General features: G+C 36.9%; 18 protein-coding genes and 1 tRNA gene. 12 read left to right on the top strand and 7 right to left on the bottom strand.

The features are described from left to right. Positions 1 to 86: 86 nt before the first annotated feature. From SJY23_RS05230 to SJY23_RS05215, 4 genes are all read right to left on the bottom strand, one after another. Positions 87 to 1,721 (bottom strand): sensor histidine kinase, encoded by a 1,635-nt coding sequence (locus SJY23_RS05230; RefSeq protein ID WP_396597714.1) that lies wholly within the window; start codon positions 1,719 to 1,721, stop codon positions 87 to 89. Positions 1,722 to 1,812: 91 nt separating this feature from the next. Further along, entirely contained in the window at positions 1,813 to 2,550 is a 738-nt protein-coding gene (gene rnc / locus SJY23_RS05225) for a ribonuclease III (RefSeq protein WP_396597713.1), read from the bottom strand. Positions 2,551 to 2,558: 8 nt separating this feature from the next. Then, positions 2,559 to 3,812: a beta-ketoacyl-ACP synthase II gene (gene fabF, locus SJY23_RS05220; RefSeq protein ID WP_035335047.1), complete on the bottom strand. Its 1,254-nt coding sequence runs from the start codon at positions 3,810 to 3,812 to the stop codon at positions 2,559 to 2,561. A gap of 10 nt (positions 3,813 to 3,822) precedes the next feature. Continuing rightward, on the bottom strand, positions 3,823 to 4,056 hold the full coding sequence (locus SJY23_RS05215) for an acyl carrier protein (RefSeq protein WP_013750595.1): 234 nt from the start codon (positions 4,054 to 4,056) through the stop codon (positions 3,823 to 3,825). 177 nt (positions 4,057 to 4,233) lie between these two features. Between SJY23_RS05215 and SJY23_RS05210 the strand changes: the two genes are divergently transcribed. From SJY23_RS05210 to SJY23_RS05195, 4 genes are all read left to right on the top strand, one after another. Continuing rightward, the gene (locus tag SJY23_RS05210) at positions 4,234 to 4,827 is read left to right on the top strand and encodes a phosphoribosylglycinamide formyltransferase (protein ID WP_396597712.1); all 594 of its coding nucleotides are present in this window, start codon (positions 4,234 to 4,236) and stop codon (positions 4,825 to 4,827) included. 4 nt (positions 4,828 to 4,831) lie between these two features. Further along, a complete protein-coding gene (locus SJY23_RS05205; RefSeq protein ID WP_396597711.1) occupies positions 4,832 to 5,467 on the top strand; it encodes a viroplasmin family protein in 636 nt (211 codons plus the stop codon). A gap of 208 nt (positions 5,468 to 5,675) precedes the next feature. After that, positions 5,676 to 6,608 (top strand): PfkB family carbohydrate kinase, encoded by a 933-nt coding sequence (locus SJY23_RS05200; protein WP_035335049.1) that lies wholly within the window; start codon positions 5,676 to 5,678, stop codon positions 6,606 to 6,608. Positions 6,609 to 6,650: 42 nt separating this feature from the next. Next, a complete protein-coding gene (locus SJY23_RS05195) occupies positions 6,651 to 8,549 on the top strand; it encodes an amidophosphoribosyltransferase (protein ID WP_396597710.1) in 1,899 nt (632 codons plus the stop codon). A 525-nt stretch (positions 8,550 to 9,074) separates the two neighbouring features. On the opposite strand, the gene SJY23_RS05190 is transcribed toward SJY23_RS05195, so the two are convergent. Further along, positions 9,075 to 9,683 (bottom strand): superoxide dismutase, encoded by a 609-nt coding sequence (locus SJY23_RS05190; protein WP_035335051.1) that lies wholly within the window; start codon positions 9,681 to 9,683, stop codon positions 9,075 to 9,077. A 199-nt stretch (positions 9,684 to 9,882) separates the two neighbouring features. Between SJY23_RS05190 and SJY23_RS05185 the strand changes: the two genes are divergently transcribed. The 6 genes from SJY23_RS05185 to SJY23_RS05160 all read left to right on the top strand — a co-directional run bounded on the left by SJY23_RS05185 (position 9,883) and on the right by SJY23_RS05160 (position 20,122). Next, on the top strand, positions 9,883 to 11,400 hold the full coding sequence (locus SJY23_RS05185; protein ID WP_396597709.1) for a hypothetical protein: 1,518 nt from the start codon (positions 9,883 to 9,885) through the stop codon (positions 11,398 to 11,400). A gap of 73 nt (positions 11,401 to 11,473) precedes the next feature. After that, positions 11,474 to 14,134: a UvrD-helicase domain-containing protein gene (locus tag SJY23_RS05180; RefSeq protein ID WP_396597708.1), complete on the top strand. Its 2,661-nt coding sequence runs from the start codon at positions 11,474 to 11,476 to the stop codon at positions 14,132 to 14,134. After that, on the top strand, positions 14,107 to 14,613 hold the full coding sequence (locus tag SJY23_RS05175) for a PD-(D/E)XK nuclease family protein (protein WP_396598104.1): 507 nt from the start codon (positions 14,107 to 14,109) through the stop codon (positions 14,611 to 14,613). Before SJY23_RS05180 ends, SJY23_RS05175 begins: the two co-directional genes overlap by 28 nt. A gap of 23 nt (positions 14,614 to 14,636) precedes the next feature. Next, entirely contained in the window at positions 14,637 to 15,830 is a 1,194-nt protein-coding gene (kbl, locus tag SJY23_RS05170) for a glycine C-acetyltransferase (RefSeq protein ID WP_396597707.1), read from the top strand. A 119-nt stretch (positions 15,831 to 15,949) separates the two neighbouring features. Next, complete coding sequence (locus SJY23_RS05165) at positions 15,950 to 17,362, top strand: OmpA family protein (RefSeq protein WP_396597706.1); 1,413 nt, start codon at positions 15,950 to 15,952, stop codon at positions 17,360 to 17,362. Between the two features lie 63 nt (positions 17,363 to 17,425). Next, a complete protein-coding gene (locus SJY23_RS05160; protein ID WP_396597705.1) occupies positions 17,426 to 20,122 on the top strand; it encodes a PD-(D/E)XK nuclease family protein in 2,697 nt (898 codons plus the stop codon). A 90-nt stretch (positions 20,123 to 20,212) separates the two neighbouring features. Here SJY23_RS05160 and SJY23_RS05155 read toward each other — a convergent pair. Continuing rightward, positions 20,213 to 20,289 (bottom strand) — tRNA-Ala (locus SJY23_RS05155). Positions 20,290 to 20,302: 13 nt separating this feature from the next. Continuing rightward, the gene (locus SJY23_RS05150) at positions 20,303 to 21,094 is read right to left on the bottom strand and encodes a universal stress protein (protein ID WP_035335057.1); all 792 of its coding nucleotides are present in this window, start codon (positions 21,092 to 21,094) and stop codon (positions 20,303 to 20,305) included. Between the two features lie 48 nt (positions 21,095 to 21,142). On the opposite strand from SJY23_RS05150, the gene SJY23_RS05145 reads away from it, so the two are divergent. Further along, complete coding sequence (locus tag SJY23_RS05145) at positions 21,143 to 21,643, top strand: GNAT family N-acetyltransferase (protein WP_396597704.1); 501 nt, start codon at positions 21,143 to 21,145, stop codon at positions 21,641 to 21,643. Between the two features lie 69 nt (positions 21,644 to 21,712). Then, positions 21,713 to 23,056 (top strand): MATE family efflux transporter, encoded by a 1,344-nt coding sequence (locus SJY23_RS05140; protein WP_396598103.1) that lies wholly within the window; start codon positions 21,713 to 21,715, stop codon positions 23,054 to 23,056. Position 23,057: the final 1 nt, after the last annotated feature.

The raw sequence follows: 23,057 nt of genomic DNA, 5'->3' as shown, positions 1-23,057 counted from the left end.
GTTAGAAAGATACAAAGAAGCATCCGAAGGAATACGTAAGAGGTATTAAAGTTACGTAAACGTTTTCGCTAGAAATTGTAAAATATTTATTTTAAAGGTAATGTGAAAGTCGCGAGTGTTCCCTTGCCGTCTTCACTTTCCACATGTAATTCTCCTTTATGAGCCTTGAGATACTCACTAGCAAGAACAAGGCCTAAACCTGATCCTTTCTCATTTCTAGTACCCACCCGACTTATGATTTGAGTGATATCAAAGAGACGTTGCTTATCAAATTCTGGAATCCCTATTCCATTATCCTCAATGCTAAAGACAAATTTATTTTCTAGCCTTGTAAGCTCAATGACTATGATGTCGTTATCATGAGAAAATTTAATCGCATTAGAGAGTAAATTTCTAATAATAGTTGCCACCATATTCTTATCCCCCACAACTTCTCCTTTAAAGCTAGATTCTAAACGTATGTTAAGACCTTTTGCTTCAAGAGCATGCTTTTGTATTTTAATTTGATCTTTTGTTAAAGACATAATATCTAATGCAACAGGAACAAATACAACTTGATCTGTTTGAAGTTTTGACCATTTCAGAAGGTTATCAAGTAGTGTAATGCTATTTCGGCTGGAATCCTCTAGGGAGTTTATTATAGCTGTGGTTTGATTATTGTTTTTATGTTCACCTTTTAAAACGTCTAAAAAATTTATAACAGAAGATAACGGTCCTCGAAGGTCGTGAGCTATGATTGAAAAAAACTTATTTTTTGTGCCTACTAATTCTGATAGTTGAACTTTTTGCGAAGCAATAATTTTGTTTTTACGCTCGTATAAGTAATACTGGCTTATTAGAAAAAACATAAATCCTAAGATGGCTAGATACCACAAACACGAAGTAACTCCGAGTGCTAGAAAGCCTTGCGATGGCTTCTTATAAGCAGTACTTAGTATAAATTCCTTATTGTAAAAAGGCACAACACTGGAGATATACTCTTTTTCATCTATATCAAAGTTCTTGAAATATTCTGGATCCTCATTTACGGAGTATATTTTTTGACCATTATGGGCTCTACTACGATCAAAATAATTGCCGTTGCTACTCTTAAACTTAAAGACAAAATCATCTTTGTTACTATGAACATATGCTTTATCTAATATAGGTGCAAACTCTGCAATACTCGTAATGTATCCTATAGAGTTCCCAAAGCTGTCCAAAACACCAAAACCTAATGGAAGTCCTACCCTACCTTCTAATAAGTTTGTAGGATCTGATGCATAAAAATCTGTCTTAAGCATTAAAGAATCCATTCTTAACATTCCTTCTTTTCCAATAATTTTACCAATAGAAGTACCCACTAATTGAGCGTTAGGCACTGGTTGCATAGTAAAATCAAAAATAAATATGTGGCTTGTATCAATATATGAAACACTAAAAGGGCGCTCCATGGTAAGTCCACCTAATTGCCGCTCTATAAATGAAGAAATGTCATCCTCAGTAAAGCTACCATTAGATATTTCAATATAGCTTTTAACTCCAGAAATTAGAGTTGCATAATTTTTAAGAGCTTCTTTAAATTCCTTTGCTGCTTCTGTATTTGCTCTTTCTAGATTAAGTGTGCGTGCAACTTCCTCTTGTTCTATAATGCGAGATGCTCCCCAATAGACAGCGATGGCCGTAATGAGTGCGAGAAATGTAAAAACGAGATAGTATCTCTTTGGAAATTTGACTGACATAAAGGTGGAGCCCTAAGACTCTAATCTTTAATCTTCTAGGGGAAAAAGATGATTAAAAAGCTAATGTAGTAAAATCAATTAAAAATCTCAGCTATTGAGTTTCAATTTCTCGTTGAAAAGCATAGAAAGTGCGTTTTGAAGCTATCTCTTCTGCCTTTTTCTTACTTGTGGCACGCGCTTTTGCAACAACGTTACCATCTATAAAAAGCTTTACTCCAAAATGCTTTACAGTGTCTTGACCAGTATCTTCAAAAGTTTCAAACTTAAAGGTGCGTTTTTCCTTTTGGCACCATTCTATCAATACACTCTTGTAACTAATAATACGCCCCTCAAGCTTCTCTATATCTACATAGGGCTCTATAACACGCTTAGCTATAAACTTCTCGCAATATTTATAACCCCGATCAAGATATATAGCTCCTACTAAAGCTTCAAAAAGATTACCGTGAATATTAACCCCAAAATTATCTAAGGGTATACTTGCTCTCACATACCTCACAAGATTGAGCTCTCTACCTAACTCGTTAAGATGCTTTCGGCTTACTACCTTAGATCTCATCTTTGTTAAATATCCTTCATTACCGCCTTGAACCGCATCAAAGAGGTGCGCTGCTATTACAGATCCCAGCATTGCGTCTCCTAGAAACTCTAATCGCTCATAATTGAGTGGATTACCATCTGCTTTTTTAAGACCTAGTGAGCGGTGTGTAAATGCTTTCTCATAGTACTTTATCTCCTTAGGTTTAAAGCCTATGATGGCATGCATTCGCATAAAAAAACTCCCGTTCTTTTCAGCACGAGAGTTAAATATTTTTTTAAATGCGCTCATCTATTAATTTAAGCGTCAAGTTTTTTAAATAGTACGCATGCATTGTGACCTCCAAAACCGAAAGTGTTACTCATTGCCACGTTTACTTCTCTCTTTTGCGCTTTATTAAGCGTTAAGTTAAAAGAGGGATCTATATTTTCATCTACTGTAGTATGATTGATTGTAGGAGGGACAAGGCTATGTTGCATCGCAAGGATAGCAGCAATAGACTCTACAGCTCCCGCAGCACCAAGAAGGTGTCCAGTCATAGACTTAGTAGAATTAATATTTATTTCTTTTGCGTGTTCACCAAAAACTTTTTTGATAGCCTTTAGCTCTGCTACATCTCCTAGAGGAGTTGACGTTCCATGCGTGTTGATGTGATCTACATCTTCTGGATTAAGTCCTGCATCACGTAAACAGTTAAGCATTACACGTTCTACACCTATACCGTCTGGGTGCGGTGCTGTCATGTGATGAGCATCACTAGACATTCCTCCACCTAGAACTTCTGCATAAATTTTGGCACCACGTGCCTTAGCGTGTTCATACTCTTCTAAGATAAGTGCACCACTTCCTTCTCCTAATACAAAACCATCTCTGGTTGCATCAAAGGGTCTTGAAGCAGTCTCTAGATCTTCATTTCTAGTAGATAATGCGTGCATCGCATTAAATCCACCCATACCAGCCTGCGTTACCGCAGCTTCACTTCCACCAGTAACGATAATATCACAATGGCCTAAACGTATATAGTTTAGAGCATCTATCATCGCATTTGCCGAAGAAGCACAAGCAGAAACCGTCGTATAGTTAGGTCCCATAAAGCCATGCTTGATAGAGATATTACCAGGAGCAATATCTGCAATCATCTTAGGTATAAAGAAAGGATTAAATCTAGGCGTGCCATCTCCAGCACCAAAGTTGAGGACTTCATTCTGGAATGTTTCCAGACCACCTATACCGGCTCCCCATATAACCCCAACCCTAAATTTATCAACAGAGTCAAGATCAATGCCCGCATCACTGATAGCTTCATCTGAAGCTACCAGTGCATACTGAGCAAATCTATCGAGCTTTCGAGCTTCTTTCCTATCAAAGAAGTCGAGAGCGTCAAAGTTTTTAAGTTCACAAGCAAACTTCGTTTTAAACTTTTCTGCATCAAAATAGGTGATGGGCGCGCACCCGCTTTTCCCTGTAGAAAGTCCTTCCCAGTAATCCTGAATATTATTTCCTATCGGGGTAAGTGCACCAAGTCCGGTAACTACTACTCGCTTTAACTCCATAAATAAAGACTTATTTTGCCTCTTCTATATAAGATACTGCTTGACCTACTGTCGCAATATTTTCTGCTTGATCGTCTGGAATCTGGATATCAAATTCTTTTTCAAACTCCATAATGAGTTCCACTGTGTCTAGTGAATCAGCGCCTAGGTCGTTTGTGAAGCTCGCTTCCGTTACAACTTCGTTTTCGTCTACTCCTAATTTGTCTACGATAATCGCTTTTACTCTTGATGCAATGTCTGACATAATTTTCTAATTTAAATTTTTATTTAAGTCGCAAAAATAACAAACTTTACCGTTAAACAAGTTTGCAACTCAAAAATGTGAAGGTAATTTACGGAAATATAAAATAAGTTCCTTTCCATAACCTTCAAATAGTTACTAATATTTCTTTATTTCGCACCCACAACAGCAACAAGAAAAATGAAACGAATTGTGATTTTTGCCTCGGGTAACGGTACAAATGCCCAGCGTATTATAGAGTTTTTCCAGGATCGTACGGATGCACAAGTTGTGCAAGTACTTAGTAACAACCCTCGTGCCAAAGTACTTCAAAGAGCTTCAGCCCTTGATGTTGCTGCGTTTAGTTTTAACAGAAAAGCGTTCTATAAAGGTGATGATATACTCCACCTTCTTAAGGCTACACAACCAGATGTCATCATTTTGGCAGGTTTTTTATGGCTATTTCCAGAAAAAATAATTTCGGCGTTTCCAGATAAGGTTATAAATATTCACCCAGCGTTGCTCCCAGATTTTGGAGGAAAAGGCATGTATGGCATGAATGTGCATGAGGCTGTTTACGCTTTCGCGAAAGCGCAACACGATAAAAATCCTTCTCAAAAAATATATACAGGCATTACCATACACAAAGTAACGCCAGAATATGACAAAGGAGATTTCTTATTTCAAGCCAAAGTTGAAGTAAGCCAAGAAGACACTCCAGAAGGAATTGCCGAAAAAATACACCAACTAGAATACACGCATTTTCCAGAGGTGATTGCAGAATTCTTATCTTAGAGAGATGGCAAAAACAAAAAAATTCTATGTAGTCTGGGAAGGTAAAAAACCTGGAATCTATGAGTCTTGGAAGGAATGCAAGAAGATGATAGATGGTTATGCCGGCGCAAAATACAAGAGTTTTGAAACCTTTGCCAAAGCAAAAAACGCATATAACGGAGACTATAACGACTTTAAAAGCTCTTCAAAAAAGAAAAAAGTACTCACCGCCGAAGAAAAAGCCAAATATGGCTTCCCCAACCTCTACTCTATTGCTGTAGATGCAGCAAGTTCTGGTAATCCAGGTATCATGGAATATCGCGGGGTAGATACTCAAACGGTAAAACAACTCTTTCACCAAGGGCCTTTTAAGCAAGGAACTAACAATATAGGAGAGTTTCTCGCACTCGTGCACGGTCTAGCTTATTTAAAAAAGATAGGTAGTGATCGTCTTATATATAGTGACTCCCGTATAGCAATAGGCTGGGTAAAGAAGAAACATTGCAAGACCAATCTCAAGCAAAGCCCAAAAAACAAAGATGTATTTGAACTGATAGCGCGCGCAGAGCAGTGGCTTAAAACAAACACCTACATCACTACGATTGTGAAGTGGGAAACCAAAGCCTGGGGCGAAATCCCAGCAGATTTTGGGAGGAAATAAGTATCAGTATGAAAACCGAAATCAAGAGAATTTACACAATAGCAATTTCGGCTATCCTTACAATGCTAGTTATCAAAAACTGGTGTGCTACAAAAAGTTTTATTGCTAATTTATTTACGTAGTTGAAATTACATTTTTTCGCGAAAGCGGTCTCTTTAAAGTTGAGTTGTCAAACATTCAAAACCGTATATTTGCACAAAAATTATAGATGAGTAAATTGGTTATTGTTGGTTCTTGTGCATTTGATGCAATAGAGACACCTTTTGGAAAAACAGATAAAATTATAGGAGGAGCCTCTCCTTATATAGGACTGGCTGCGGCACAGTTTGACAATGTTGATCCAGCCATTGTTGCCGTTGTAGGTGACGACTTCCCTCAAGAATACCTTGATTTTCTTGCAGAAAGAGGAATTAACACAGACGGAATAGAAGTTGTAAAAGGTGGTAAAACATTTTTCTGGAGTGGTAAGTATCACAATGATATGAACTCTAGAGATACACTAGCTACAGAACTTAATGTACTAGCAGATTTTTCTCCTAAGGTTCCTGCTTCACATAAGGAAGCACCTATTGTAATGCTAGGTAACTTACAGCCGCAAGTACAGCTTAGTGTTATCGAGCAAATGGAAGTAAAACCTAAGCTTGTCATACTAGACACAATGAACTTCTGGATGGATATCGCACTTGATGAGCTTAAAACTACGCTCAAAAAAGTAGATGTTATCACGATAAATGATGAGGAAGCTCGCCAGTTAAGTGGAGAGTACTCACTTGTAACTGCTGCTAAGAAAATCCACGAGATGGGACCTAAGTATGTAGTTATAAAGAAAGGAGAACATGGTGCTCTTATTTTTGAAGGAGACAATATGTTTTTTGCCCCTGCATTACCACTTGCAGATGTTTTTGACCCTACGGGAGCTGGAGACACCTTTGCTGGAGGATTTGCTGGCTATATAGCTCAAGCAGGAGACACTTCTTTTGAAACTATGAAGACGGCTCTTATTTATGGCTCATGCCTAGCCTCCTTTACCGTAGAAAAATTTGGAACAGAGCGTTTACAATCTGTGACGCCAGAAGAAATAAAAGAGAGACTGCATCAGTTTAAAAACCTTGTGCAATTTGACATAAACATAAACAACTAATTCCTGCGCTCCATTTTTGGAGCGCTTTTGTTTTTACAAACTATGAGTGACGCTATCAAGCATGAATGTGGTATTGCAGTAATAAGACTAAAAAAACCACTTGAATTTTACAAAGAGAAATACGGTACTGCTTTTTACGGAGTAAATAAGATGTACTTAATGATGGAAAAGCAGCACAATCGTGGTCAGGATGGTGCTGGTTTTGCTAGTATAAAACTAGATGTCGCTCCAGGGCAACGCTATATATCTAGACAGCGATCTACAGCACAACAGCCTATACAAGATATTTTTGCAGAGATTAATGGTCGTATAAACGAGCTTATGACGGCAAATCCTGACAAAAAGGATGATGTAGCCTGGCAAAAGAGTAATGTTCCTTACATAGGAGAGTTGTTACTAGGTCACGTACGCTATGGAACCTTTGGAAAAAACAGCGTTGAGAGCGTTCACCCATTTTTACGCCAGAATAACTGGATGCACCGTAACCTTATCGTTGCAGGTAACTTTAATATGACTAATGTAAATCAGCTTTTTGATAAGTTAGTTTCTTTAGGACAACACCCAAAAGAGCAGGCAGACACCATTACAGTGATGGAAAAAATAGGCCATTTTCTGGATGATGAAGTTGGAAAACTTTACAAGAAACTAAAAAAGGAAGGATTTAATAAACAACAAGCCTCTCCTCAAATAGCAGAAAGACTTAAAGTAGGCAAAATACTTAGAAGAGCTTCAAAAGATTGGGATGGTGGTTATGCAATGGCTGGACTTTTAGGTCATGGTGATGCTTTTGTTTTAAGAGATCCTGCAGGAATAAGACCTGCATATTATTTTGAAAACGACGAAGTAGCGGTGGTTGCTAGTGAGCGTCCCGTGATTCAAACAGCGTTTAATGTGCCTTTTGATGAAGTAAAGGAATTAGATCCAGGGGCTGCTGTAATCATTAAAAAGAATGGCACACTGACTATACAGCAAATTATAGAACCATTAGAACGTAAGGCTTGTTCCTTTGAACGTATTTACTTCTCTAGAGGTTCTGATGCAGAAATTTACAAAGAGCGCAAAATGCTTGGGCGTTTATTAATGCCTCGAGTACTTGAAAGCATAAATCATGACACAAGGAACTCTGTGTTCTCATTTATTCCCAATACGGCTGAGACTTCTTTTTACGGTCTTGTAGAGGCTGCTCAAGACGAACTTAATAAGCAAAAAGGAGAAAAGATACTTGCTGCCAAGGGTAATCTCAATGAGAGCGAACTTACAGAAATTCTCTCACAGCGCTTGCGCACAGAGAAGATTGCCATAAAAGATGCTAAGCTCCGTACATTTATCACAGAAGATAGTAGTCGTGATGATCTAGTAGCACACGTTTATGATGTAACCTACGGTGTTATAAAACCAGAAGACAAGCTCGTCATTATAGATGATAGTATCGTGCGTGGCACAACGCTCAAAAAGAGTATCATCAAGATGATGGCACGTTTAAATCCAGCCAAGATTATTGTTGTATCTAGTGCCCCTCAGATACGATATCCAGATTGCTACGGTATTGACATGGCTCGCCTTGAAGATTTTATTGCTTTTAGAGCTGCAATAGCATTACTAAAAGAAAATGATAACGAGAGTGTCATACAAGAGGTTTATGAAAAATGTAAGGCGCAAGTAGATCTAGATGATAAAGATGTAACAAATCACGTTAAAGATATTTATGCTCCTTTTGAACAGAAGGAAATCTCTAAAAAGATAGCAGAGCTACTAACAGATAGCTCAGTTCAAACAGAAGTAGATATCATCTATCAAACTGTAGAAAACTTACATAAAGCCTGCCCAGAAAATCTTGGAGATTGGTACTTTACTGGAGACTATCCTACAGCTGGAGGTAACCGCGTAGTAAACAAAGCATTCATCAATTACGTAGAAGGAAACAAAGAGAGAGCCTACTAAAAGACAGGTTTTTTTCTTAATGATATCACAATTTACGAATTAATTGTGTATTTCATCTAAAATTTACGCCTTTGGTCTAAAACATACTGCTAGTTACTAAAACCCTCTTATATTAGCATTGCCATAGCATAAGTAGGTTAAGTTCATGGTAGATTTGGGGCAAAAAAAGGTGGATCTTTCCACCTTTTTTTATGCCCGATTTTTAGCGTTTTATGACCTAACCATTAAGCTTCAATTATAATCTTTAAGGTAATTAAGTTTTGATTGAAAAATTACTCATTCAATTCAATTTATTCTATGTTATTGTTAATGAGTTATTAGCATCAAATAAGCTCTACTAAAACCCACTTTACTTCATATCATATTGAATGGTTAATTATTGATTTTAGCACTATAATTCCATGTCATTAAAAACATGTGTAAAAAATAGATACAAAAATTAGAGAGAGAATTTACTTACAATTTCTTGCATAAAAAAAGCCCACTATAAAAGTGGGCTTTGAGAATTAAAACAAGAGTTATTTCTTATTTGTTCTGAGCATATAGTGCAGACACTTTTTCCCAGTTAATCACATTAAAAAATGCGTTTACATAATCTGGACGTCTGTTTTGATAGTTTAAGTAATATGCATGCTCCCATACATCAAGTCCTAGGATAGGGAAACCTCCACATCCTACTTTAGGCATTAGTGGGTTATCTTGATTAGGAGTTGAGCATACTTCAACTTTTCCGCCTTCGTGTACACAAAGCCAAGCCCATCCTGAACCAAACTGTCCTCCTGCTGCAGATGAGAATTTATCTTTAAAAGATTCAAAGTTTCCGTAAGCAGCATTTATTGCCTCAGCAAGTTCTCCCGTAGGTTCTCCTCCACCGTCTGGTGACATTACTTCCCAAAAAAGTCTGTGGTTGTAAAAACCTCCACCGTTGTTACGCACAGCAGTGTTAGACATATCTAGGTTTATAAGTATATTTTCTATTGTCTTTCCGCTAAGGTCAGTTCCTTCGATAGCAGCGTTAAGCTTTGAAGTGTAACCAGCGTGATGCTTCCCGTGGTGTATCTCCATTGTTTTTGCGTCTATATTAGGCTCTAGTGCATCCTTAGCATATGGTAATTCTGGTAACGTAAATGACATTTCTTTTTCGTTTTTGGTTAAACTTCTTTTCAGATTTTAACAAAGTTACATAAAGTATGCTACTCTTTATGTTATAGATTTCTTATAAAAGTTAGGTTTTGCTTTCGCGAAAGCAAAAAAATATAATAGTGGTGTGACTCCTACGCAGAATTATTTTCCTATATTTCCGAACGTATAACCATCTAAAAACCAAATTGCTATGTTTAACTTTAGGACAAATATATTATTATGCTTATTAAGCTTTACATTTATTATAGCTTGTAGTAATGATGAGCAGGAACCACCTGTATTAACAGATGACACAGATCAAGCCGACCCTACAGATGACAGTGAAGCGACATTGCAAGAAGAACAAGAAGAGACGATTATTACATTAACCAATGGATCTGAGCAAGTATGGCGCATTGCAGAGGCTTCGATTGATAATGCCTCTGGAACAATCGAAGTGTCATCTAACTTTAATGTTGTCGATGATGAATTTATCTTTTCTGGAAACACTTCTAATGGAAATTTAGAATGGAGACAAGGAAATGCTATTGAACTAACTGGAACTACATCACAAGAAACTCTATTAGACTTTTATAAAGCCCCTGTAAATACCCAGTTTACATTTGATGAAGGTAGTAGTGTAAATATTACGGCATTAGATGGGGAACTTGTTTTTGAGGTAGTTGATCAAAACACTATAAAAGGGACTCTTTCTTCAAGTGGAATGAGAAACACTTCGGAAACCTTGACATTCATACTGAAAATTAAAACATCAAGTGATTATATCGCGCCTCCCGCAGATGGCCTAACATTTACACCTGCATTTACTTACAACTCTAATAGTGTAGTTTGTTGTGCACCTGGGATGATAGGATCTTATAGCGATAATAGTTTTTTTATAGCTACTAGGGAAAATATAGATTTTGGTACAACCGAAAGCATTGTAAAGTTTGATGTTGACACAGGTCTAAGCACACAATCTACTTTTGATCAATCTGACTTTGTTTCAAAACAACTGCACATTATTAACAACACCTTAGTTGTTATGGGTGGGCAATATGTAAATTACTATCCTTTAGATTTATCTGACACACCAACATCCATTGCCCATGGCAAACGTCTTACTCGTTTTGGTCTTGCCGTTCAAGAGAATAATGCTTATTTCATAGGCGGTGATCTTAATGTTGATGAGAATGGTAATCCCGTAGATGCAGATAAGGTTTTCAAATTTGATATAGAAGATGGGACAACTACAGAAGTGGCAACATTACCAGAAAATCGATTTGGCGCTCGTGGGACTATTGTTAATAATAAACTTTATGTATTTGGAGGCCTTACAAGTTTTCCAGATGGCAATGGAACTAATTCTATATATACAATCGATCTTGAAAGTGGTGTCATTGAAACTTCAAACCTACCTGTATCGATAGACTATAGTTTTGTAAGTAAATATCAAAACCTCATATATATCGCAGGTAAAAGTGATATTAGAGATGATACTGGAAATATCACAGGAAGAGATCACTTTCTAGCCTATTACGATACGGAAACAGGTGTGCTAGAAGAAATATCAACCAATCTACAAGGAACTCCAGAAGACTTAGAAACAATACATGGAATGACTGTATTCAACAATAAAATCTATATTTTATACGGAGATAATTTAGATAACGATAATGATACCACCACTCCTACTCCTAATAGTATTCTAGTTGCTAATCTCAACTAATACAAAAACAAAAAACAGTACTTAAAATATCTAAAGCTACCTCATTCGAGGTAGCTTTTCCTATCTTAGTATTATGACCGAAACAAATACGTTTATCGTACTTAATGCTTCTGCGGGATCTGGAAAAACATACAGTCTAGTAAAGCAATATATTACTACTCTTCTCAAGAGTAATGATGCCAATAAGTTTAGACATCTTCTTGCTATTACTTTTACAAATAAGGCAGTGGCAGAAATGAAAAATCGTGTGCTAGACACGCTCAAGAATATAGGTCATTATGAGCCTGGCACTAAAAAACCAGACATGCTAGACGACCTAGTTTCATCTAGTGGGTTGCCTGAGGATGCTGTAATAAAAAAGTCTAAAGAAATACTCAATCGCATACTACACAATTACGCTGCCTTTGATATTGTAACGATAGATACTCTTACTCATAGAATCATACGCACTTTTGCCAAAGATCTAAATATCTCTGGTAGCTTTGAGGTCTCTTTAGATCAAAAAACACTCAATGCCCAAGCAGTAGATGCACTCATTGCAAAGGTGGGTATAGACGATGAGGTTACTAAAGTTCTAATAAATTTTGCTTTAGAAAAAGCAGATGATGATAAGAGCTGGGATATTGCTCGAGATTTACTAGAAATAGCAAACTTACTGCATAATGAAAACGACCTCAAAGCGCTGGAGCTCATTAAAGATAAGTCTCTTGCAGATTTTGACACATTAACCAGCTATTTGCACACTCAAATTAAGTCACTTGCATCAGCACAAAAACAGCTAGGAGAAGATCTCATAGCATTGATTCATGAACTCGGGCTAGATCAAAAAAGTTTTGCGAGAGGCTATTTTTATAAATTCATGCTCCAAGTTGCAAATGGTGTACAAGGGCTTTCATATACAGGATCTGCATATAAAGATAACATTACGTCTTACACCTTTTACACAAAGACTCAAAAAGACCATATCAAAGCTACTATTGATGGGCATAGAGATCATTTTATAGCCACCTTCCTAAAACTTAAGGAACTTGCTTCTAAGCAAAGTATGTTACAATCTTTTAGATCTAAGATTATTCCACTCTCTGTATTACACTTAATAAAGAAAGAGCTGGAACTTATAAAGGAAGATGAAAATGTATTACTCATCTCAGATTTTAATGCACTCATTGCTCAGTCACTCAAAGATCAGCCAGCCGCTTTTTTATATGAAAGACTTGGCGAGCGGTATACAAACTACTTTATAGACGAGTTTCAAGATACTTCGGTAATGCAATGGGACAATTTAATCCCGCTTATAGATAACACCATAAGTAGTGAGGCAGAAGATACTGTTGCAAATTCCCTATTACTTGTAGGAGACCCTAAACAAGCGATCTATAGATGGAGAGGAGGAGAAGCAGAGCAATTTATAGCGTTGAGTAATCAAATAAACCCCTTTTCAACCCCAGCAACCATAGACCGTCTAGAGACTAACTATAGAAGTAGCGCCGAAATTATAAACTTTAATAATCAGTTTTTTACACATCTCTCGAATCATTTTAACAACGAGTTATATCGCGAAATTTATTATAAAGACAACTCACAACAAACTAATAGCAACACAGGCGGCTTTGTCTCTCTTGAGTTTTTAGAGTATGATAATAAAGAAGATGCAAATGAAATATATCCTGCCCGCATTATTGAAATAATAAATGAAGCTACTAGCCAAGGCTACTTGCATAGTGATATCTGTATACTTACAAGAAATAATATAGATGGCTCATTAATTGCAACTGCCCTTCAAGAGGCAAATGTAGAAGTTGTTTCTTCTGAGAGCTTGCTTATCTCAAACTCTAGCACAGTACAGTTTATTCATGCATTTGCAACAATGCTCTCCTACCCTAGTCAAATAGAAAATAGACTACCTGTACTCTACTTTTTGGCAACTTATTATAATATAGAAGACACACACACATTTTATAGTACCAATACCTCTTGTACGTTTTTAGAGTTCATTGAACATTTGCAACAATTTGATGTCTATGTACACATTGACTATCTTCAAACGTTACCACTTTATGAATATCTAGAGTCAATAATTAGATCCTTTAATCTCACAGCAATCTCTGATGCATATGTGGTTGCTTACCTAGATCTAGCTTATAGTTATTCACAAAGTAAAACTGGCGGGATACTTGGATTTTTAGAATTTTGGGAGGAAAAGAAAGAGAAGTCGAGTATTGTTGCTCCAGAGCAGGATAGCGCTGTACAGACCATGACCATTCATAAATCTAAAGGATTAGAGTTTCCTATTGTTATCTACCCTTATGCAAGTTCAGATTTATATAGAGTACGAGGAGAACATCAATGGTACCCTATTGATGATCCAGCATTTGAAGGTTTTAAAACGTTGATGATTCCACATAATAGTGCTCTTAAAGATTTTGGCGAAGCTGGTGAAACGCTATATGAAACGAGAAATAATGAACAGCAATTTGACACTATTAATGTCTTATACGTTGCACTCACAAGAGCCGCAGAACGATTGTATGTGTTATCACGCTTTCGCGAAAGCAAAGAAAAAATAAATAACTACAGTGACTTGTTTATAGATTATCTCAAACAGAATAACTTATGGAATGAAGATCAACGGGCCTACACTTTTGGGCAGATTACACCTGCAAAGAAAGAAAAAAAAAGACGGATTACACATCATTTGTCCCTTCAATTATCTCTACCTCAAAAGAAGAGCTAGGTATCCAAATAATCACTCAGGCCACTTTTTTATGGGATGAGCAAAAACAAAATGCCATTACATATGGTAACCTCATCCATGAGCTAATGGCTCAGATTAATAGTTATACAGATATCCAGCATGTACTAGAAGATGCGGTAAAGCAAGGTGTTGTTCCTGAGGAAGGTTATGAAACTATAAGTAATGTCATCCAGAATATAACCACTCACTCCCAACTAATAGATTATTATCAAGATCAAAATACAGTTTATAACGAGCGTATGATTTTATCTAGCGATGGTGCATTTTACATACCAGATAGAGTTGTTGTATTGCCTAATGGTGATACCACCATTATAGATTACAAAACAGGAATGCACAATCCATCACACAGTAAACAAATCGCTATGTATGGAGCACTATATGAAGAAATGGGTTTTAAAGTGGCTAATAAGTTTCTAGTATATATAGACGCCACTGTAGATGTAATATCTGTTTAATACCTTTGTAAAAAATCAAACACATGTACGGTAATATTCAACAATATTTACAGAAAGAACTTGCTGAAATTAAAGAGGCAGGACTATATAAAAAAGAACGTATCATCACATCTGCACAGGATGCGGTGATCACTATTTCTACAGGAGAAAAGGTAATTAACTTTTGTGCAAATAATTACTTAGGCCTTTCTTCACATCCAGAGGTAATACAAGCTGCCAAAGATACTATGGATACACATGGCTTTGGTATGAGCTCTGTGCGATTTATATGTGGTACTCAAGATATTCACAAAGAACTAGAACAACGCATTGCTAAATTTTACGGGACAGAGGATACAATTCTGTATGCAGCGGCCTTTGACGCAAATGGTGGAGTTTTTGAACCACTACTAGGTGCAGAAGATGCTATAATCTCTGACTCACTTAACCACGCTTCTATTATAGACGGTGTTAGACTTTGTAAAGCTGCAAGATATCGTTATGCAAATAATGACATGGCAGATCTTGAAGAGCAGCTTAAAAAAGCAAATGATAATGGCGCTCGTCATAAAATCATTGTAACAGATGGTGTGTTCTCCATGGACGGACTTGTTGCACCATTAGACCAGATTTGTGATCTAGCTGATAAGTATGATGCACTAGTAATGATAGATGAATGTCACGCCACTGGATTTATAGGTGATCGTGGTATAGGTACTCTTGAAGAAAAAGGTGTGTTAGGGAGAGTAGATATTATCACTGGAACATTAGGAAAAGCACTAGGAGGTGCTATGGGTGGATATACTACAGCAAAGAAAGAAGTTATAGAGATACTGCGCCAGCGTAGTCGTCCTTATTTATTTTCAAACTCCCTTGCCCCGGCAATTGTAGGTGCTTCTATCAAGGTCTTTGACATGCTAGAAAAAGACACCTCGCTCAGAGATAAGCTTGCTCACAATACTGCATATTTCAAAAAAGGAATGAAAGATGCTGGTTTTGATATTATAGATGGAGATTCGGCTATTGTGCCTGTTATGCTTTATGATGCCCAGCTATCTCAAAACATGGCTGATGCATTATTAGAAGAAGGAATTTATGTAATAGGGTTTTTCTTCCCAGTAGTGCCTAAGGGAAAAGCTAGAATAAGAGTACAACTAAGTGCTGCACATACAATCGAACATCTAGATACCGCTATCAAAGCATTTACTAAGGTTGGTAAAGCATTAAAAGTGGTTTAATATGGCCGCAGCCCTTGTAAACAAGGGCTATTAGGAAAAATTTAGTACATTTACCTTTGTTGATTAATTTTAACAACTTACTTTTGACGATAATTAACACTTAAATTTAAGACTAAACAATGAAACATCTTAGCAGATTTTTAGTTGCAGCACTTATGATTCTTGCTATAGGATCATCAGTAAATGCACAAGACGCAAACAACCCTTGGGCTTTCTCTATCGGAGTTAACGCTGTTGACACATTTCCAGTTGGAGATGCCGCAGACACGCCAGGTCCAGGAGGGTTACGAGGAAACCTTTTTGAAGAATTTTATAATGTAGAAGATCACTGGAGCATTATCCCTTCTGTTTCTTACATTAATGTATCTCGTTACTTAGGAGATGGATTCGTATTTGGAGTTTCTGGTTCTATTAACAGAATTGAAAAACTAGGTGATGCAAGACCTAGAAATGAACTACAGTATTACGGTGCTGATGGAGATTTTTCTTATAGTTTAAGAGATCTTATCAACGGTGAAGGTGGATGGTTTGATCCTAGCATTTCAGTTGGTGCTGGTTATACTTGGGTAGAAAGTACCCTTGATGGCGATCTTGATGGTTTCGGTACAGCAAATGCTGCAGCAGGTGTAAAAATCTGGTTAGGAGAAAACATCAATGTTGGATTACAATCTAAATATAAGCATGCTTTTGAAGATGACGGTATTAAGCACTTCCAACACGTTGCTGCTGTAGGTATTGTTTTCGGAGGAAAAGATACTGATGGTGATGGTATATATGACAAAGATGACGCTTGTCCAGAAGTAAAAGGTTTACCTGAATTTAACGGTTGTCCTGATTCTGACGGTGATGGTATCGAAGATTCTAAAGATGCTTGTCCTACTGTTGCTGGTTTAGCTGAATTTGACGGTTGTCCTGATACTGATGGTGACGGAATCCCTGATCCTAAGGATGCTTGTCCTACTGTTGCTGGAATCGCTGCTTTAGGTGGTTGTCCTGATGCTGATGGTGACGGAATCAAAGATGCTGATGATGCTTGTCCTAATGAAGCTGGACCACGTTCAAACAACGGATGTCCTTTTGAAGATAAAGATGGTGACGGTGTACTTGACAAAGATGACGAATGTCCAGATGTTGCAGGAACTGTAGCAAATAATGGATGTCCTGAAGTATCTGTTGAAGTTCTTAACGAGCTAAACGTAGAAACTAAAAAAGTACTTTTTGATTACAACAAAGCATCAATCAGAACTGAATCTTATGCAACTCTTGATAAAGTAGCATCAGTAATGATGGAATACCCAACAACTCGTTTCCTTATCGAAGGTCACACTGATGATAGAGGACGTGATGCTTATAACTTAAACCTTTCTGATCAGAGAGCAGCTTCAGTAAGAAGCTACTTAACAGGAAAAGGAATCCCAGCGTCTCGTTTAGAGTCTAAAGGGTTTGGTGAAGCTAGACCAGTTGCTTCAAATAAAACTGCTGCAGGACGTCAAGAAAACAGACGTGTTGAGCTTTCTATTCTTGAGCAATAGAAAATAAGATTTTTATAATCTTAAAAATGCCTCGCAATTGCGAGGCATTTTTTATTTTAGACTATGCAAACTTTTATTGACGTAGTACTTGATAAAGAACAAGGTTCTAAAAACGAGAATATCATTTATATTCTTCCTAGCCGGCGTGCAGGGAACACCCTAACTAAAAAAATAGCTTCTCGAGCGATTACCACTTCGTTTGCTCCTAAAGTTTTTTCAATAGAGGAATTTATTGGTCATGTTACTGGTTTAAAATCTGCTAGTAATATTGACTTAATTTTCATCCTCTTTGAAAGTTATAAAGAAGTTGTGGCTAAGGAAAAGCTTGCCGATTTCCAGACGTTCTGTGGATGGGCTCAGTCCATTTTAAGTGACTTCAACGAGATAGACAGATTTCTCTTAAATCAGTCAGAAGTATTTAATCATCTTAAAGATATTAAAGAACTATCTGATCACTGGTCTTCCTCAAAAAATGAATTAGTACTCAACTATATTGATTTTTGGAATAGCTTATTTGATATCTATACGGTCTTTTGTTCAAAATCATTAGATAAAGGCTCCGTACATCAAGGTTATGTTTATAGACAAGCGGTAGAGACTATAGAGCACTATATTCATTCATCAACCAATGTTAGACATGTGTTTATAGGATTCAACGCTTTAAATACTGCTGAACAACAACTTATTCAAGCTTTGCTTTCAGAAGGCAACGCAGAAATTTATTGGGATACTGAAAAAACTTTTTTAAACAATCCTTTTCATGAGACTAACTCGTTTGTAAAAAACTATAAATCTAAGTGGACTTACTATAGCTCAAATCCTTTTAACTGGACCTTTGATAATTATAGTGCTCAAAAAAATATTACTACATACGCATGCTCACAAGATATTTTACAAGCCAAAACATTAGGAACAATTCTTGCAAAAATATCAGATCAAGAACTATCTAACACGGCCATTGTACTGGGCGAAGAATCTCTTCTATTACCAATACTCAATGCCTTGCCGCGTACTGTACAAAAGGTGAATATTACTATGGGGTTACCTTTGAGTAAAACACCTACAGCTTCCTTTTTTGACCAGCTTATTACCTTAAAAAAGAATCCTCATATAAATGGTTATTATTTTAAGGATGTTTTAAATATTCTTCGCAATCCATTATCTGCTGCATTACTAGGGTCGCAAACAGAGCATTTAGAACAAGAGATTATTACAAATAATCTTATATTTATTAGTGTTGCACAACTTGCTCAGCTTAGCAGTGATAGCGCAGATCCTGTTTTTAATTTGCTATTTAAAACTTGGAGTGAAAATCCTAAAGATGCAGTAACAAACTGCATACGTATCATAGAAGCACTGAGGGCATTATTTGATACTGGCAACAACTCTTTACAACTAGAATACATTTATGGTTTTTACGTGGCATTTAATAAGCTCAAGCAGCTCATGGATACACAAGACCACATTAAAGATATACCAACGTTTATACACTTCTACAGAGAAATATTATCTTCAGAAACCATAGACTTGCGTGGTGATCCTGAGCAAGGTCTTCAGATTATGGGTGTATTAGAGTCAAGAGTATTAGATTATAAGCATGTAATTATAACCTCTGTTAATGAGGGGATATTACCTTCTGGAAAAAGTCAAAATTCATATATCCCGTATGACTTAAAAAAACTCTATAATTTACCTACCTACTCAGAGAAGGATGCGGTTTATGCGTATCACTTCTATCATTTATTACACAGGGCTAGCGCTGTAGATTTATTATATACCACACATAGTACTGGGCTAGGAAGCAGTGAGAAAAGTAGATTTATTAGACAAATAGAAGAGGAAGGTATACACAGTATAAAAAAACACGTCGTTACTCCAACTACCGTTAAGATTGAAGAACGATTGCCTCATATTCCTAAGGACACAGCAATTATTGATTCGCTCAAGAACTTATTTAAAAAAGGTATTTCACCCTCTGCTCTCACGACCTACTTGAGAGATCCTATCGTGTTTTATGAACGATATGTTCTTGGTATCAATTCAAGTAATGAAGTTGAAGAAACTGTGGCGGCAAATACTATGGGTACCATCGTTCATAATACACTTGAAGAATTATACAAACCACACGTAGGGCAACAATTAACTGTTACCATCATTGAAGAATTACTTACAATGATAGAGGGAGAAGTTCGCAATCAATTTAAATTGGTATATGGACTTAATCATATCACTGAGGGTAAAAATAAGATTGTCTACGCGATAGTTACCCGCTATGTAGAGAATTACCTCAAAAGAGAAAAAGGACTCCTCAAAAACGGCGATACGGTGATTATTAAATCTGTAGAAGATGATTTAAGAAACATACAGCTTGCAGAAGATATATTTTTGAGAGGAAAAGTAGACTTAGTAGAACAACGCAATAACAATCTCAACATCGTAGATTATAAAACCGGAAAAGTAGTACAGAAGGATTTAAACCTGTCTACCTTTGACGATTTACTATTGCCAGAAGGTAAGTTTGAAAAAGCCTTTCAGGTCTTGATGTATGCCTATATGCTTAACAAGAAAAAACCGCTTGATTTTCCAGTAAGCGTTGGTATCATATCTTTCAAAAATTTACAGTCGGGATATCTTCCATTTAGGTATAATAAAAATGAGCAGGTCACAGAAGATACACTTCTGGAGTTTGAAGGAGTTTTAAAATCACTCATAGCAGAGATACTTAATCCAGAAATTCCGTTTACACAACGGGAGGTATAAGGGGTGTTATGCTTTCGCGAAAGCATAAAAATCAACAATATCGCAAATAAAAAAGGCATTTACAGAAATCCTGTAAATGCCTTTATACCTTGGTGGAGAATACCAGATTCGAACTGGTCGCCTCTTGCCTGCCAGGCAAGCGCTCTAGCCAAATGAGCTAATCCCCCATCCTCATCTATATTATTGTACTCTTAAAATAAGAAGTGGTTTTGTTGTAAAAAACTCCTTTTTTAAGACCACATTTTTCTCCCAAAGTTTTTTAAAGAAACCACGTTTTCTACGCACAACACATAACATATCTGGCTCTACAGACTGGAAGTGCTCTAGCACTCCTTGATAAGTAGTTGCATTTGTTGTGTTTTTATAAGACGCACTCATTTTTTTAAGATCATCAGATACTTCTTTCATAGCTTCGTCAGATTCTGGAGTTTCTACGTGCAACAAGTGAAGCTCTGTCCCAAAATGCTTTTGAAGCTTTCTCAATGGTTCTAAATGACGTTTTTTATCAAACTTTCCATTTTTAAAAGCCATTAAAATATTAGAAGGCTCCTTAAATTTTTCATTTTCTGGTACTACCAGTACCGCAATATCAGTTCCTTTTACAAGCTTCCCTGTCATGTTACCTAGATAGACCTCATCACGCACAGAGTTACTGCGTGGCGATAACACCATAAGATCTACCGGTACGTGTTTATTAAAGCGCTCTACACCCTCTATCACACCTCCCTTAATAGGATGAGCAACTACAGATACTCCTTTATGGTCTACTCCATTTACAACCTTCTCGAGCCTGCTTTCTGACTCTTCTTTAATAACAGTATTTAGCTTTGAAGCACTACCTGCTTTAGAAAACTCTTGAAAGACTGATATCGCATACACATTTGCATCAATCTCTTGTGCAAGATCTATTGCATATTGAAGCGTATTAAAAGCGCTATCTGAAGAACCTATTGGAACGAGAATATTTTTCATACTGTAACTTGTATTTTTACCTATTAACACAAAAATACTTTTTAATCTGTGATTGTACCTGCAAAAAATTCAGAAATCCCTGAAATCCTTTCACTTACTCGTGCCTGTGTACAAGAAATGATCTCAAGAAATATCTTTCAATGGAATGAGCACTACCCTACTGCCACTGCTTTTGAGCAAGATATTGCTCGTGATGAGCTCTTTCTTCTCAAAGAGAATGATAGCATTATAGGTACCATTGTATTGTCCACATTAATGGATGATGAGTATCTAGACATTGACTGGCTCACACCATCTAAAAACAATTTGTACATCCATAGACTCGCAGTACATCCAGACCATCAAGGTCAAGGGAACGCTCGCAAACTAATGGATTATGCATACGCTTTCGCGAAAGCGCACTCGGCACCCTCAATACGTCTCGATACTTTTTCTCAAAATAAACGCAATCAAAAGTTCTATGAGGCTCGAGGTTATAAGAAACTAGGGAGCATCTATTTTCCAAAACAAAGTGAGCACCCATTTTATTGCTACGAAAGAGTTCTGTAGAGGTGGGTTATCATTTTTTTAGTCTGTAGTTTTACACTTTATTGATCTTTCTATTTAAAAACTATCCTAATCAGTACCTCTACAAGTAATATAGATATTTCATTCAAGCGCATACAACAGCTTGCCATTCCAGCACTTATTGCTGGTATTGCAGAGCCTATACTCTCTAGTACAGATGCTGCGGTAGTGGGAAATATGGCAGAAAATAGCGTTGAGTCACTTGCTGCGGTAGGTATTGTGGGTTCATTTTTATCTATGCTTATATGGATTTTAGGTCAAACACGTAGTGCGATATCTACCATTATATCTCAAAACCTAGGTGCAGGAAAACTAGACGATATTAAGGTTCTCCCTGCCCAAGCAATTTACTTCAATATCATCTTAAGTATTGTGGCACTTGCCAGTACCTATTTCTTTGTTGCCGAAATTTTTACGCTACTCAATGCAAAAGGCTTAGTGCTCTCTTTAAGTATAGATTATTATAATATTAGAGTATGGGGCTTTCCGCTCACCTTATTTACGTTTGCTGTTTTTGGAATTTTCAGAGGATTACAAAACACTTTTTGGCCTATGATTGTTGCCATCATTGGTGCTTCTTTAAACATAGGTTTAGACATTGCATTAGTGTACGGTGTAGAGGGAATTATTGAACCGCTTGGTGTAAAAGGGGCTGCGTGGGCTAGTTTAATTGCTCAGGCTTTTATGGCTGTTATGGCTCTCATACTTTTACTAGTAAAAACAGAGGTTTCTCTTAAACTTACATTGCCCTTACATCCAGAAATAAAAAGGCTTATCTCCATGAGTCTTAACTTATTTGTGCGCTCATTTTCTCTTAACGTAGCACTTGTGCTGGCTGTGAGAGAAGCAACTGCAATAAGTGATGAAACTGTAGCGGCACATACTATTGCTGCAAATATCTGGCTATTTACAGCCTTTTTTATTGATGGTTATGGTGCTGCAGGAAACCTGCTAAGTGGTCGTCTACTTGGAGCAAAAGACTATCCTAATCTATGGGAATTAACCAAGAAGGTTGTTCGTTACAATCTTGTTGTTTCGGCTGTATTAATTATTGTTTGTACCTTTTTATACAAACCTCTAGGTCTTCTTTTTAGTAATGAAGAAACGGTACTCTCTGTCTTTTACGGAGTGTTTTTTATGGTAATTATCATGCAGCCCATCAATGCTGTGGCATTTACACTAGACGCCATTTTCAAAGGGCTTGGTGAGATGGCGTGGCTACGCAACACCCTACTACTAGCTACTTTTGTAGGTTTTGTACCTGTTCTATATTTAAGCAAGTATTTAGGATGGGGCGTGATAGGCATCTGGCTTGCCTTTATAGTATGGATGCTTTTTAGAGCAGGCATGCTTATCATCTTTTACAAGAAAAAGTATTATAACAGACTATCTTAAG

Origin of the sequence: Dokdonia sp. R86516 (genome assembly GCF_044596715.1) — a bacterium.
GTDB lineage: Bacteria > Bacteroidota > Bacteroidia > Flavobacteriales > Flavobacteriaceae > Dokdonia.
Note: the sequence above shows the minus strand (reverse complement) of the source record. Positions and strands in the feature narration are given on the sequence as shown.

What these genes read in the sequence shown, in the direction of transcription:
- SJY23_RS05230 (WP_396597714.1), bottom strand. Translation starts at nt 1,721, where the DNA reads ATGTCAGTCAAATTTCCAAAGAGATACTATCTCGTTTTTACATTTCTC.
- rnc (WP_396597713.1), bottom strand. Translation starts at nt 2,550, where the DNA reads ATGAGCGCATTTAAAAAAATATTTAACTCTCGTGCTGAAAAGAACGGG.
- fabF (WP_035335047.1), bottom strand. Translation starts at nt 3,812, where the DNA reads ATGGAGTTAAAGCGAGTAGTAGTTACCGGACTTGGTGCACTTACCCCG.
- SJY23_RS05215 (WP_013750595.1), bottom strand. Translation starts at nt 4,056, where the DNA reads ATGTCAGACATTGCATCAAGAGTAAAAGCGATTATCGTAGACAAATTA.
- SJY23_RS05210 (WP_396597712.1), top strand. Translation starts at nt 4,234, where the DNA reads ATGAAACGAATTGTGATTTTTGCCTCGGGTAACGGTACAAATGCCCAG.
- SJY23_RS05205 (WP_396597711.1), top strand. Translation starts at nt 4,832, where the DNA reads ATGGCAAAAACAAAAAAATTCTATGTAGTCTGGGAAGGTAAAAAACCT.
- SJY23_RS05200 (WP_035335049.1), top strand. Translation starts at nt 5,676, where the DNA reads ATGAGTAAATTGGTTATTGTTGGTTCTTGTGCATTTGATGCAATAGAG.
- SJY23_RS05195 (WP_396597710.1), top strand. Translation starts at nt 6,651, where the DNA reads ATGAGTGACGCTATCAAGCATGAATGTGGTATTGCAGTAATAAGACTA.
- SJY23_RS05190 (WP_035335051.1), bottom strand. Translation starts at nt 9,683, where the DNA reads ATGTCATTTACGTTACCAGAATTACCATATGCTAAGGATGCACTAGAG.
- SJY23_RS05185 (WP_396597709.1), top strand. Translation starts at nt 9,883, where the DNA reads ATGTTTAACTTTAGGACAAATATATTATTATGCTTATTAAGCTTTACA.
- SJY23_RS05180 (WP_396597708.1), top strand. Translation starts at nt 11,474, where the DNA reads ATGACCGAAACAAATACGTTTATCGTACTTAATGCTTCTGCGGGATCT.
- kbl (WP_396597707.1), top strand. Translation starts at nt 14,637, where the DNA reads ATGTACGGTAATATTCAACAATATTTACAGAAAGAACTTGCTGAAATT.
- SJY23_RS05165 (WP_396597706.1), top strand. Translation starts at nt 15,950, where the DNA reads ATGAAACATCTTAGCAGATTTTTAGTTGCAGCACTTATGATTCTTGCT.
- SJY23_RS05160 (WP_396597705.1), top strand. Translation starts at nt 17,426, where the DNA reads ATGCAAACTTTTATTGACGTAGTACTTGATAAAGAACAAGGTTCTAAA.
- SJY23_RS05150 (WP_035335057.1), bottom strand. Translation starts at nt 21,094, where the DNA reads ATGAAAAATATTCTCGTTCCAATAGGTTCTTCAGATAGCGCTTTTAAT.